Here is a 12,894-nt window from a genome sequence, read left to right as displayed (position 1 = left end):
AGGATTAGGTGATGAAAGAACCAGGCTTGCCCGCAGACCAACAGTTTTTTGCCGATCTGTTCAGCGGCCTGGTGTTAAACCCGCAGCGACTGGGACGCGTCTGGTTTGCCACGCAACATACCGCTCTCCCCACAGGCAGCCTGTGTATTGATTTACCGCGTCTCGACATCGTATTGCGCGGAGAATACGGCAACCTGCTCGAAAAAAAACAGCACGCCCTGACGGAGGGGGAGATGCTGTTCATCCCCGCCAGGGCGGCAAACCTGCCCGGTAGCGATAAACCGGTGATGCTGTTAAGTCTGGTGTTTGCCCCGGCCTGGTTAGGATTATCGTTTTACGATAACCGTACCGCTTCCCTGTTACGCCCGGTGCGACGCATTGAGTTAGCGCACCAGCAGCGCGGCGAAGGGGAAGCCATGCTCACGGCTCTGACCCACCTGAGCCGCTCGCCTCAGGCGCAGGATATTATTCAGCCTCTGGTTCTCAGCCTGCTGCATCTGTGCCGTAGCGTGGTCAATACTCGCCCGGACTCACGCCGCCCGCGCTCGGAATTTCTCTATCACAGTATGTGCAACTGGGTGCAGGACAACTACGCCCGGCCGCTGACGCGGGAAAGCGTGGCGCAGTTTTTCAATATCACGCCGAATCACTTATCAAAACTGTTCACCCAGCACGGCACCATGAGTTTTGTCGAGTATGTTCGCTGGGTGCGAATGGCGAAGGCGCGCATCATTTTGCAGAAGTACCATCTGTCGATTAGCGAGGTGGCGGAACGTTGCGGATATCACGACAGCGACTATTTTTGCCGCCTGTTTCGTCGGCAGTTTGGCCTGACGCCGGGAGAGTACAGCGCGCGTTTTCAGGGGTAACCGCCGGATGGCGGCGTAAACGCCTTATCCGGCCTACATGTAAAACGAATAACCGGGCGTAACCATCGGATAGCGGCGTAAATGCCTTATCCGGCCTACATGTAAAACGGATAACCGGACATAACCGCCGGATGACGGCGTACACGTAAAACGAATAATTGGGCGTACACGTAGGCCCGGTAAGCGAAGCGCCACCGGGCATTCACTCAGACACACAGACTCAAAACGTCAGTTCCGCCTCCAGCAGCGCCAGAAGACTTTCGGCATCCTGAGCGGCGAACAGCGACTGACGGAAGTTTTTATTCACCAGCTTACGCGCCAGCTGCGAAAAGACTTTCACATGGTTAATCCCTTCATCAGCGCCCAGCGTCAACATAATCACCAGCTCAACCTCGCCCATCTCCGACTGCCAGTCAACAGGGCGCGCCAGCCGCGCAATGCTGATGCTGGAATGGCGTATCCACTGTGATTTGGTATGCGGGATCGCCACGCCAAAACCAACGGCAGTCGTGACAATCTCCTCGCGTTGCCAGACATCCTCTTCCAGCTCAAACGGATGCTCAGTACGCCCGTTTACGCCGAGATTGCCGCAAAGAAACTGGATCACCTGCTCTTTGTTGCTCAATGATTCGCCCACAAAGATATTTTCCAGCGCCAGCAGCGGACGCACGTCTTTTTGCGGCGCAAACTGATTCAACAGCGTTTCAATCTCCTCTGCGCTACGACACTCACAGGCCTGCGCCGCAAGCGCCCGGCACGCCTGGCTGTCCATCTGTCGCAGCTGGCTTTTCACGCCAGGGATTCGCGGGCTGCTCATGCTTAATTCATCCAGTTCCAACCCCAGCAGCAGCGGTAAATACCGGCTTTCACCGCCCAGTTCGCCGCAAATCCCCACCCATTTTCCGTGCTGATGCGCCGTGCGGACGATCTGCTGCAACATGCGCAGGAATGACGGCGTAATCGGGTTATACAGCGGCGAGACGCGCGGATTATTACGATCGACGGCATACAGATACTGGGTCATATCGTTCGAGCCGATGCTAAAGAAATCCACCTCATCGCAGAAGTGATCGATGATGTAACAGACCGACGGAACTTCCACCATAATCCCCAGCGGGATCGTTGCAGCATGGCGCAGCCCGTCTCTTTTGAGTTCCACGATCGCTTTTTGCAGCTCGCTTGTAACCCACAGGATCTGATCGAGACTGTGCACCATCGGGATCATCAGTTGCGCCTGACCAAAGGTTGCCGCACGCAAAATAGCGCGAAGCTGCGTGCGAAACAGCCCGGCAAACTCAGGATAAATACGCACGGCGCGATAGCCGAGGAAAGGATTCTCTTCCTGCGGGATATTGAGATAGCGAATATTTTTATCGCCGCCAATGTCCATCGTGCGAAAAATAACCGGCTTCTCTCCCGCCGCAAGCAGTACCTGCTGGTAGGCCTCAAACTGTTCCTGTTCGTCAGGGGCGCTGTCGCGATCCATGAACAACATTTCGGTGCGGAACAGACCGATGCCTTCCGCGCCATTGGCAAACGCGCCCGGCGCTTCCAGCGCCGTACCAATATTGGCGGCGATATCAAGACGCTGATTATCCCGGGAAAAAGCAGGCAAAGACGCTTCTCTCGCCTGTTGCTGTTGACGCTTATCCGCCAGTTGCTGCGCAATGGCGTAATAGCCGCAGACGGCGGCGTTCGGGTTAATCGCCAGCACGCCGCACTGGGCATCCAGCACCGCAGGTTGCCCGGCGTAGCGACTGAGCGCGTCCAGGGGCAGCCCGCTGAGCACCGGAATCGCGGATGCGCGCGCCAGAATCAGCGTGTGCGACGTTCTGCCGGTTTTCTCCAGAATCATGCCGGACAGGTGCTGCAAATCGAGGCTCAGGAACTGGCTTGGCGTCAGATCTTCCGCCACCAGAATGGTCGGCTGTTCAAGAATCAACGTATTACGCGGGCGTCGTTCCGGCCAGGTGATATGCAGCAACTGTTCGCTAATATCACGAATATCGCTTACCCGCTCGCGTAAGTAGTCGCTTGCGGAGGACGACAGCTTGTCGCACACCTGCTCCATATTGGCGATAATCGCCGCGCCCAGCCCCTTGTGCTGCTCGTCCATCAGGCGACGAATGTTTCCCGCAAACTCGTCATCCTGGATCAGCGACAGATGGGCGCTAAGGATCGTTTTACTTTCACCGTCACGTTCGCGAAGCTGTTGATTAAGCTGCTCCGCCAGCGTCGCCAGGCTATGTTCAAGCCGGGTGCTGTCTTCCGCGCTGGCCGGAATTGCGCGATACGCCTCCAGATTATCGTTTTGCCACAACGTGAGCGCGCCAGCGCCGACGCCGTTAGCCAATACCGCGCCATACAGTAAATCGGGATTCAGTCGAACCAGCGAGCGCGGCAGCGGATGCGCCGCCAGTTCCGCAGAGGTCGGCTGAACGCTGTCACTGTCGATAAACCGGTGCTGGAGATAGGTCTCCAGAGAACGCCTGGCCTGCTCTTCATCACTGCCGTTAATGTTCAGACTGCAACTGTCGTTAAACAGCGTTCCGGTGCCGATCAGCGCCAGCGAGCTTTTCGCGTCCGCGCGCGCATTCTGGCGATGGTTAATAAACGTCACCTCGCTTTGCCACTGGCTACACTGCTCTTTCAGTTCCCACGCCGGACGCGCATGCAGGCCATTTGGCAACGGGCAAAGAAATTGAATCGTTAACATAACAACTCCTGATTAACGCAAGACGCTCATCTGAAATCCGTAAGATGAACGACGGTCTCACGCGTAAGACGGGTAATAAGTGCCGATAAAAGTTGCTGCGTGTGGATAATGTCGCGGCAATCCGCAATGGACGCGGCGCAATGCCCGTGACGCGTGGCGGGCCCAATAACCACCGTCGGGGTTCCCGTCCCGGTCAAATGCACCGCTCCGCCATCCGTCCCTCCATTACTGAACATATCCAGTTGCAGCGGCAGACCGGAGTCGCTGGCGACGCTTTCAACCCAGGCGGTCAGTTTGGGCAGCGCGATAAGCGACTTATCGGCAAGCACCAGCATCGGCCCTTTACCGATCTGCCGATGATTCGCCGCGCCATAATCAAAGTTTTTCGCCCAGCAGGCGGTGTCCAGCACGATAGCGATATCGGGAGCAACCGCGCGAGCGGCCGTTTGCCCGCCGCGTAACCCGACCTCTTCGCTGGAGCTGGCTACCAGCCAGACCTCGGCGGGCAGCGCTGCGTCATGCCATTCACGCAGCAGCATGATCAACAAGTAGCACCCCAGTCGGTCATCAAACGCTTTCCCCATTACCCGCTGGTGTGGCAGCACCTGAAACACAGAATCAAAAGTGACGCGATCGCCTGGTCGAACGCCCGCCTGGATCACCTCATCATATGAGCGTGCGCCAATATCGACCCGCAAGGCGCCAACCTCATTTCCATTACGCTCGCCATCCAGCAAACCGGGAATTTTACTGTCTTCCCGCGTGGTAATACGCACGGGCTGGAGCTGACGAGCCGCCATACGCACGTTGCCGACCGGCAACACATCGATCGCCCCTTCCGACGAGATACTGCGCACAATAAACCCCACCTCATCCATGTGCGCGCAGATCATCACTTTCGGCCCATCGGACTCATTAAGACGGATCAGCACCGATCCCAGCCCGTCAAAGCGCACCTCTTTGTGCAGACGATCCGCTTCCTCCAGTAAGATCTGGCGCACTTCCTGCTCTGAGGAGGCAATGGCATCCGCCTCGCTCAGGGCTTTTAACAGCGATAAATCCATTATGCTTCTCCCGTGAGCAATACTGTTTTCGGCATCGTGTAGAGCACTTCCGCGCCGTCTTCCGTGACCAGTACGACATCTTCAATACGCACGCCGCCCTGCCCCGGCAGATAAATGCCCGGCTCTACGGTCAGCAACATACCTGCGGCAAGTCGGGTGGTATCCGTGGGTGAAAAGCGCGGCGCTTCATGCACCTCAATGCCGATAGCGTGCCCGGTGTTGTGGCCAAAATAATCGCCATAGCCAGCCGCCCCAATCACCCGACGAGCCGCAGCATCCACCGCCTGGCAGCACACGCCCGGACGAATGGCGGCAATCGCCGCCTGCTGCGCCTCAAGAACCGTCTGGTAAACGGCGAACAGCGGATGAGATGCGACGGGCGCATCCTGCCCGCTCACGAGGAATGTTCGCGTCATATCCGAACAATACCCCTGATATTGCGCCCCAAAATCCAGGGTAATAAATTCACCCGCCGCGACGATTTTTTCGCTGGCTTTACCGTGGGGTAACGCCCCACGCCAGCCGCTGGCGACGATGGTGTCAAAAGAGGCTTTTTCCGCCCCCTGCTGGCGCATAAACCACTCCAGCTCCGCGGCAATTTCTCGTTCGCGAAGGCCGGGGCGAATAAAACGGCGGATATGCTCCGCGCTGCAATCGGCAATCCGGCAGGCCTCGCGTATCAACGCTATTTCCTGTGCCGTTTTGATCTGTCGCAGCGCGTCCGGCGACGCGCTCACCAGCTTCGCCCGCAGCCTTTCCTGCCAGCGTTGCGCGCAATCCCAACTCACCTGCGCGCCTTCAAAACCAATGACCTGCAATTGCTCGTCGTCGATTATCTGGTTCACAATGGAAGTCAGCGTCTGCGACCCGGCCAACAGATGCAGTTGATCGCCATGCGCACGCGCTTCAACGTCAGCGTAATAGCGGCCATCCACCAGCAGATGCGCGCTTTTATGCGTGATAAAAACAAACCCGGCGCTGCTGGAAATCCCCAAATGCGGTTGCTTGTTCTGCCGGGATGAAATCAATACCGCATCCAGGCGTTGTTCCACCAGCCACTGGCGAAGCGATGAACGTAACGTCATGATGTCATTCCTTTTTTCAGAGGCTTTCAATCAGCAGTTTGCCTCTGCGATACATCATGTGACGCAGGAAAACGACCATCAGCGCCGTGATCACCGCCCCTAACACGATCCCCGCCATATAGACGCCAAGATTGCTCACCAGCGGCCATGCCCAAATCGCAGACTCAGGGAACCACTGCACGGCGCCCAGCCAGACGGCGGTTGTCGAGCCGACAATCGCGCCCACCATATACGAAGGGATTGCCGTGATCGGGCTTTCCAGCGCGAAAGGAATCGCCCCCTCGCTGATCCCCATAAACGCCAGGAACATCGCGGTTTTGCCTTGCGGATACAGTTGCGCGTTAAACAGGCGTTTACCGGTTAAACGACGATCGAGAATCGTTGCCAGCCCCAGACCAATCGGCGGGATCACAATCGCGATAGAACGCGCGGTGACGGGTAAAACGTGATCGGTAGTGAAACTAAAAGCGACAAATCCTGCGGCCTTGTTAATCGGGCCGCCGAGGTCGATTGCCGTTGCCGCCGAGATCCCCATCGCATACATCAGCGTTCCTTTTTCACCCGCCGCCGTCAGTAGCGTGCGGATACCGCCGTTGATCCATCCGCCAAACGGCGTGATCACGTAGTACATCGCCAGCATCACAAAAATGGCGGACAAAATGGGCAGCAAAAAGGTGGTTTTGAAGGCCAGTAAGAAATCAGGCAACTGGATTTTTTGATTCATCCACTTCACCAGATAGCCCGCGACAATCGAGATAATCAGCGCCCCGATGAACGTTGACGGTACGGGCGCGGTCGTTACCCATTGCAGGCTGGCCGGGTCAAAATTCAGTATCTGGGTTGGCTGGGTGGACATTAAGCCGCCGATGAATCCTGCGGGAAAGGCCAGCTTACCGCCGATAGAGTTAGCGACAAACGCCGCGAACATTGGAATCGCAAAGCCAAACAACACGCCGCCAAAGGATTGCGATAGCCAGGCGAATTTCAGTAATGAGAGGTTAAAACCGTCGAATTTTCCGCTATTCAGCGCATCCATAATGCCGGTATCTGCGGGAATTTTCAGCCAGCTATAGGCAATCAGCTGGCTGAAAGCGAGAATCACCCCACCCATGATTAACGTGGGCACCATGCGCGAAATACCCGACATGACGTGCTGCGGAAGTTCGCCCCAGAAGCTGTTACGGGAGGCCGGAGGGGTTTTTATTGCCGCTGCCGCACCGGATGCGCCAGGCACAACGGTTGCACTGCGTTTTTTAATGGCCATATGTGTATCCCTGTCGAAAATTATTGTTGCTCTGCCGCAATCATCTCTTCGATTTCTTTAATGATACCGGCGGCGTTTTTTATCGCGTCCTGGAGCGTAATTTCATACACATCGCGCGACTCAAACCGTTCATTGTCTTCGGGGGTAACGGCAACGGAATGGATGATTAGCGTCGCCTCAGCGATATCCTGCGCCGTCAGGCGATTCTGGATGCCATCCGCCCCCTGGGTTTCAATTTTCACCTCGTATCCCGCTTCAACCGCCGCCTCTTCCAGCGCCTGAGCCGCCATAAATGTGTGGGCCAGCCCCATCGGGCATGCGCAAACAGCAATGAGTTTTTTCGCCATAACAGACTCCTCCAGATAGTTAACGAGGGAAATTATGGCGGTGAGAGCCTGTGCATTGTTATCAGACAAACAATGCTTTTACTGGACAAATAATCCCGTTAAACAGAAATGTGACGGGCGTCGGAAAGGTCGGCGACGGGCACAAAAAAACCGCGTCAATGACGCGGTTTAAGGCCGGATAATGCAGGCATGACAGTCTTGCCTGATGGCGCTAACGCATATCAGGCCTGCCGATCTTCAATTACAGAATTTGCCCTAACGTCTGGCGCAGATGCGCGCCGGAGCCGAGCAGACCGGGATTATCATGCACAATCAGGTAAACCGGAATATCCTGAACGTAGGCTTTGAAACGGCCTTTGTCTTCAAACCCGCCACGAAAGCCAGAGGCTTTAAAGAACTCCAGGAAGCGCGGCACGATGCCGCCCGCAATGTAGACGCCGCCAAACGTGCCCAGCGTCAACGCCAGATTACCGCCAAAACGGCCCATAATGACGCAAAACAGCGACAGCGCACGACGAGAGTCAATGCAGGTATCCGCCAGCGCGCGTTCGGTAATATCTTTCGGTTGCAGATTTTCCGGCAGACGGCCATCAGATTTGACGATAGCGCGATACAGATTCACCAGCCCTGGCCCCGACAACACGCGCTCGGCGGAGACGTGACCAATTTCCGCACGCAGTTCTTCGAGAATAATGCCTTCCTCTTCGCTGTTCGGCGCGAAGTCAACGTGACCGCCCTCGCCCGGCAGGCTGATCCAGCGTTTATCGACATGAACCAGGTGCGCCACCCCTAATCCGGTTCCGGCGCCGTAAACGGCAATCGGTTTGCCGGCAACCGGTTCCGCGCCGCCGAACTGGATCAGATGCTCTTTGCGCAGCATCGGGATCGCCATCGACACGGCGGTAAAATCGTTGATGATTTCCAGATGGCTAAAGCCAAGATTCTTTTTCATCTCCGCAATAGAAAATGCCCAGGTGTGGTTGGTCATCGCCACCCAGTCACCGGTGATCGGGCAGGCGATAGCGATACAGCCGTCTTCCACCCTGGCGCTATGCTCGTCCAGATACACGCGCACCACGGCTTCGAGGCTCGGATAGTCCAGCCCGGAATAGGTTTTCGCCTGCGAAATCTCCCCGCTGGTCATATCGCACAGAGCAAGACGCGCGTTGGTGCCGCCTACATCACCTACTAAAGCATATTTTGTCATTCTTCTACTGCTCCGCTAAAGTCAGAATAAATCTTTGCCACACTGTAAATTCATGGGGGCATAACAACAACGGTCGAAAGGCGAGCTCCCCAAAAATATCGATCTGCATCACATAATTACTTTATCGTTTCAGCACCATTTGCAGCGATGCCGTCGGGCAGGCTGTGCAAACTAAGCATATGACTCAGTATTAAGGAATAGATCATGCTCCATCCGCGAGCCAGAACGATGCTGTTATTATCGCTTCCCGCACTCATTATTGGCATTGCCTCCAGTCTGGTATTGATCGCCGTGATGAAAGTCGCCTCCGTTTTACAGCGCCTGCTGTGGGAGCAAATCCCCATCGGCTTAGGCATTGCCCATAATTCCCCCGTCTGGATTATCGGCATGCTCACGTTTACCGGGATCATGGTCGGGCTTGTCATCCGCTACAGCCCTGGGCATGCAGGCCCGGACCCGGCGACCGAACCGCTGATCGGCGCGCCGATGAGCCCTGTCGCGCTTCCGGGCCTGCTGATCGCGCTTATTCTCGGCCTGGCTGGCGGAGTAAGCCTGGGGCCGGAGCATCCCATTATGGCGGTGAATATCGCGCTGGCCGTCGCTATCGGTGCGCGCCTTTTCCCACGCATAGGGGCGCTGGACTGGACGATCCTGGCTTCCGCAGGCACTATCGGCGCGCTGTTCGGCACCCCTGTCGCCGCCGCGCTGATTTTCTCGCAAACCCTGAACAGCTCTGACGATACGCCCTTGTGGGATCGTCTGTTCGCTCCGCTGATGGCGGCAGCCGCGGGATCGTTAACCACCAGCCTGTTCTTCCATCCGCACTTCTCCTTGCCGATTGCGCACTACACGCAAATGCGGCTGAGCGATATTTTCAGCGGCGCGGTGGTGGCAGCCATTGCGATTGCGGCGGGTATGGTGGCGGTATGGTGTTTACCACGTCTGCATACGTTGGTGCATCGTCTGAAAAATCCGGTACTTATCCTCGGTATCGGCGGTTTTATGCTGGGGATTCTGGGCGTATTGGGCGGGCCGCTGACCCTCTTTAAAGGGCTGGACGAGATGCAGCAGCTGGCGTTCAGCCAGACGCTGGGCGCCACGGACTACTTTATGCTGGCGATCGTTAAGCTGGGCGCGCTGGTTATCGCCGCCGCCTGCGGTTTCCGGGGCGGGCGTATCTTCCCGGCGGTCTTTGTCGGCGTGGCGCTGGGTCTGATGCTGCACGCGCATGTTGAAGCGGTTCCGGCGGCAATTACCGTCTCATGCGCGATTCTGGGGCTGATGCTGGTCGTAACCCGTGACGGCTGGCTGAGTCTGTTTATGGCCGCAGTCGTCGTACCGGACACCACCCTGCTTCCGCTGTTGTGCATCGTTATGCTTCCCGCCTGGCTCCTGCTGGCAGGCAAGCCAATGATGGCCGTCAACCGCCACGACAGATAACCGGCCATCGCGTTTACTCCCCGTTGCGCGATTCCAGCGCGCGGGTGACGGTACGCAGCAATTCCGGCAAATCGGCTTTCGGCAGCACGACCTCAATCAGCGAAAGCCGCTGCGGGGATTTCAGGCGCGCCAGCACTTCCTCCAGCTGGATAGCCTGCGTTACCCGCCAGCACTCCGCCTGACAGTTCGCACTGAGCGCCTGCGGAACCTGCGTCCAGTTCCATCCGGCAATGTCGTTATAACGCTGGTTCGCCCCATGAATGGCGCGCTCCACAGTATAGCCATCGTTATTGAGCAGCAGAATGACCGGCGACTGTCCATCCCGCATCATCGACCCCAGTTCCTGAATCGTCAGCTGCGCCGCGCCGTCTCCGGTAATCAGAATCACTCGCCGTTCCGGGCAGGCGGTTTGCGCGCCAAAGGCGGCGGGCAAAGCATAGCCGATTGATCCCCAAAGCGGTTGCACCAGCACATCCGCGCCAGCAGGCAGTGAAAGATCCGCCGCGCCAAACGCGGCGGTTCCCTGATCGGCAAGGATAATATCGTCCGGCAGCAGGTACGCCTGTACCGTATGCCAGAAGTTTTCTTGCGTCAGCGCCCCCTTCTCAATATGGCCGCCGGGCGCATGCGCCGGGGTCGGAGGAGGCGAAAATGAAAGTTCCAGACATAACTCGCGCAACGTAGTGACCGCCTGCTCCATCGACAGACCGCTGAACCAGCTATTCCCGACGCGCGAAGCATGCGGCTGGATTTCAATCGTGCGTTCCTGCGGCAGTTTCTGTGTGAAGCCCGCCGTCAGCGTATCGACAAACCGGGTGCCAACGCAGATAACGGTATCCGCCTCTTCAATCGCCTGACGCACCGATTCACTGCTGGCTCCGGCGCTGTATGTACCGACAAAATTCGGGTGCTGCTCATCAAACAGCCCTTTGCCCATGAGCAGCGTCGCGTGCGCTATTGGCGTTTCCGCCATCCAGCGTTGTAAAACTGGCTGCAAGCCGAAACGCAGGGCGAGAAAGTCTGCCAGCAGCGCCACGCGCGGGCTGTTCATCAGCCGCTGGCGCGCGCGATAGCGAAACGCCGCCACCGTGTCATTTTCCCCTTCGGCACGGTCAGGTGTGAGAACGTTTACAGGAGGGACAGCAGATCGTTTTGCCACATCCGCCGGTAACATCAGATAGCCGGGTCTGCGCATCGTCAGCATTTCGCGTAATACGCGGTCGATTTCATAACAGGCGTTCTGTTCATTCAACACGGCGCTGGCGGCCGTTACAGCCTGGCTTATACGGTAAAAATGCTGAAAGTCGCCATCGCCGAGGGTGTGATGCATCAGTTCGCCCCGCCGCTGTGCGCCGCTGCATGGCGCGCCGACAATATGCAGCACGGGAACGTACTCTGCGTAGCTTCCCGCCAGGCCATTAAGCGCGCTTAACTCCCCTACGCCGAAAGTGGTCAACAACGCCCCTGCCCCGGCTAATCGGGCGTAGCCATCAGCCGCATAGGCGGCATTCAGCTCATTCGCGCACCCTACCCAGCATACGTCACGATGCGCAATCACATGGTCAAGAAACTGCAAATTATAATCGCCCGGCACACCAAAAAGATGCCCGATACCGCAGCCTGCCAGTCTGTCCAGCAGGTAATCCGCAACGGAGTATGGGGTTTGCATGACAGCTATCCTTCTGACGGTAACCTCATGTTGAGTATTAAAGAACTGTGATAGCTGTCCAGAAAAGCCGCTGCAAAAGGGGTGGAAAGCAGGATTTACAGTTTTTCACGGTGTAATCTCATTGAATAACAATCCGTGTAAACGTATACACTGAAAACTCACGTCATTCAGAGGGCAACAACATGGTTTATCGGGCCGATGAAAATCGCTACCAGACAATGGAGTATCGCCGCTGCGGTCAGAGCGGTTTAAAGCTCCCCGCCATTTCACTTGGGCTATGGCACAATTTCGGTGATACCACTCAGGTAGAGAACAGCCGGGCGCTGCTACAGCGTGCTTTTGATCTGGGAATTACCCATTTTGATCTCGCGAATAATTACGGCCCGCCGCCAGGCTCAGCAGAGCGCCATTTTGGCCGTATCCTACAGGAAGATTTTTTACCGTGGCGCGATGAACTGATCATTTCCACTAAAGCAGGTTATACCATGTGGGATGGCCCTTACGGTGACTGGGGTTCGCGCAAGTATTTGATAGCCAGCCTCGATCAAAGCCTGAAACGTCTGGGGCAGGAATATGTCGATATCTTCTATCACCACCGCCCTGACCCGGAAACGCCGCTCAAAGAGACGATGAAAGCGCTGGATCATATTGTTCGTCAGGGAAAAGCGCTGTACGTCGGGATTTCCAACTATCCGGCGGATCTGGCCAGACAGGCCATTGAGATCCTGGACGACCTGGGCACGCCGTGCCTGATTCACCAGCCCAAATACTCGATGTTCGAGCGCTGGGTCGAAGACGGCTTGCTGGCATTATTGCAGGAGAAAGGCGTTGGCAGTATCGCCTTTTCACCGCTGGCGGGCGGGCAATTAACCGATCGTTATCTCAACGGCATTCCGGCTGATTCCCGGGCCGCCAGCGGAAGCCGCTTCCTTAACCCGGATCAGATTACCCCGGAGAAACTGGAAAAAGTGCGCCAGTTAAATGTGCTGGCCGGACGTCGGGGGCAAAAACTGTCCCAGATGGCGCTGGCCTGGGTGCTGCGCGACGACAAAGTGACGTCAGTGCTGATTGGCGCCAGCAAGACCGCGCAAATTGAAGATGCCGTGGGGATGCTGGCGAATCGTCATTTTTCTCCCGCCGAATGCGCAGAAATCAACGCAATCCTGAACGGCAGCCAATAATCACTTTTTAGCAAAAAGTGCTCTCACTCATGATTTAAGAGTTAAGGCGATG

The 12,894-nt window shown here is 56.8% G+C and carries 10 protein-coding genes; 3 read left to right on the top strand and 7 right to left on the bottom strand.

Translation table 11 applies throughout. The features are described 5' to 3' along the window. Positions 1 to 11: 11 nt before the first annotated feature. Positions 12 to 869: an AraC family transcriptional regulator gene (locus tag OGW17_RS04340; RefSeq protein ID WP_012131402.1), complete on the top strand. Its 858-nt coding sequence runs from the start codon at positions 12 to 14 to the stop codon at positions 867 to 869. A gap of 220 nt (positions 870 to 1,089) precedes the next feature. Here the strand turns inward: OGW17_RS04340 and ptsP are convergent, their stop codons facing one another. The 6 genes from ptsP to glk all read right to left on the bottom strand — a co-directional run bounded on the left by ptsP (position 1,090) and on the right by glk (position 8,552). Next, positions 1,090 to 3,585 (bottom strand): phosphoenolpyruvate--protein phosphotransferase, encoded by a 2,496-nt coding sequence (ptsP, locus tag OGW17_RS04335; RefSeq protein WP_071260180.1) that lies wholly within the window; start codon positions 3,583 to 3,585, stop codon positions 1,090 to 1,092. Positions 3,586 to 3,611: 26 nt separating this feature from the next. After that, positions 3,612 to 4,649 (bottom strand): aminopeptidase, encoded by a 1,038-nt coding sequence (gene ypdE / locus OGW17_RS04330; RefSeq protein ID WP_071260178.1) that lies wholly within the window; start codon positions 4,647 to 4,649, stop codon positions 3,612 to 3,614. After that, positions 4,649 to 5,734, bottom strand: a complete 1,086-nt coding sequence (gene ypdF / locus OGW17_RS04325; RefSeq protein ID WP_071260175.1) for an aminopeptidase — start codon at positions 5,732 to 5,734, stop codon at positions 4,649 to 4,651. Before ypdF ends, ypdE begins: the two co-directional genes overlap by 1 nt. A gap of 16 nt (positions 5,735 to 5,750) precedes the next feature. Continuing rightward, entirely contained in the window at positions 5,751 to 6,998 is a 1,248-nt protein-coding gene (locus tag OGW17_RS04320; RefSeq protein ID WP_047462213.1) for a PTS fructose transporter subunit IIC, read from the bottom strand. Between the two features lie 20 nt (positions 6,999 to 7,018). Then, positions 7,019 to 7,345, bottom strand: coding sequence for a PTS fructose transporter subunit IIB (locus tag OGW17_RS04315; RefSeq protein ID WP_047462211.1), 327 nt, complete (start codon positions 7,343 to 7,345; stop codon positions 7,019 to 7,021). Positions 7,346 to 7,586: 241 nt separating this feature from the next. Further along, complete coding sequence (gene glk, locus OGW17_RS04310) at positions 7,587 to 8,552, bottom strand: glucokinase (protein ID WP_049011635.1); 966 nt, start codon at positions 8,550 to 8,552, stop codon at positions 7,587 to 7,589. 204 nt (positions 8,553 to 8,756) lie between these two features. Between glk and OGW17_RS04305 the strand changes: the two genes are divergently transcribed. Further along, positions 8,757 to 9,992: an ion channel protein gene (locus OGW17_RS04305; RefSeq protein ID WP_071260172.1), complete on the top strand. Its 1,236-nt coding sequence runs from the start codon at positions 8,757 to 8,759 to the stop codon at positions 9,990 to 9,992. 13 nt (positions 9,993 to 10,005) lie between these two features. Here the strand turns inward: OGW17_RS04305 and OGW17_RS04300 are convergent, their stop codons facing one another. Next, on the bottom strand, positions 10,006 to 11,661 hold the full coding sequence (locus OGW17_RS04300; protein WP_071260169.1) for an alpha-keto acid decarboxylase family protein: 1,656 nt from the start codon (positions 11,659 to 11,661) through the stop codon (positions 10,006 to 10,008). A 182-nt stretch (positions 11,662 to 11,843) separates the two neighbouring features. On the opposite strand from OGW17_RS04300, the gene mgrA reads away from it, so the two are divergent. After that, positions 11,844 to 12,842 (top strand): L-glyceraldehyde 3-phosphate reductase, encoded by a 999-nt coding sequence (mgrA, locus tag OGW17_RS04295; RefSeq protein WP_071260166.1) that lies wholly within the window; start codon positions 11,844 to 11,846, stop codon positions 12,840 to 12,842. The last annotated feature ends 52 nt before the right edge of the window (positions 12,843 to 12,894 follow it).

The organism is Citrobacter sp. CK181, assembly GCF_030333595.1.
Taxonomy (GTDB): Bacteria; Pseudomonadota; Gammaproteobacteria; order Enterobacterales; family Enterobacteriaceae; genus Citrobacter_B; species Citrobacter_B koseri.
Note: the sequence above shows the minus strand (reverse complement) of the source record. Positions and strands in the feature narration are given on the sequence as shown.

Excerpts from the sequence above, each read along its gene's own strand:
- OGW17_RS04340 (WP_012131402.1), top strand. The coding sequence starts at position 12 with ATGAAAGAACCAGGCTTGCCCGCAGACCAACAGTTTTTTGCCGATCTG.
- ptsP (WP_071260180.1), bottom strand. The coding sequence starts at position 3,585 with ATGTTAACGATTCAATTTCTTTGCCCGTTGCCAAATGGCCTGCATGCG.
- ypdE (WP_071260178.1), bottom strand. The coding sequence starts at position 4,649 with ATGGATTTATCGCTGTTAAAAGCCCTGAGCGAGGCGGATGCCATTGCC.
- ypdF (WP_071260175.1), bottom strand. The coding sequence starts at position 5,734 with ATGACGTTACGTTCATCGCTTCGCCAGTGGCTGGTGGAACAACGCCTG.
- OGW17_RS04320 (WP_047462213.1), bottom strand. The coding sequence starts at position 6,998 with ATGGCCATTAAAAAACGCAGTGCAACCGTTGTGCCTGGCGCATCCGGT.
- OGW17_RS04315 (WP_047462211.1), bottom strand. The coding sequence starts at position 7,345 with ATGGCGAAAAAACTCATTGCTGTTTGCGCATGCCCGATGGGGCTGGCC.
- glk (WP_049011635.1), bottom strand. The coding sequence starts at position 8,552 with ATGACAAAATATGCTTTAGTAGGTGATGTAGGCGGCACCAACGCGCGT.
- OGW17_RS04305 (WP_071260172.1), top strand. The coding sequence starts at position 8,757 with ATGCTCCATCCGCGAGCCAGAACGATGCTGTTATTATCGCTTCCCGCA.
- OGW17_RS04300 (WP_071260169.1), bottom strand. The coding sequence starts at position 11,661 with ATGCAAACCCCATACTCCGTTGCGGATTACCTGCTGGACAGACTGGCA.
- mgrA (WP_071260166.1), top strand. The coding sequence starts at position 11,844 with ATGGTTTATCGGGCCGATGAAAATCGCTACCAGACAATGGAGTATCGC.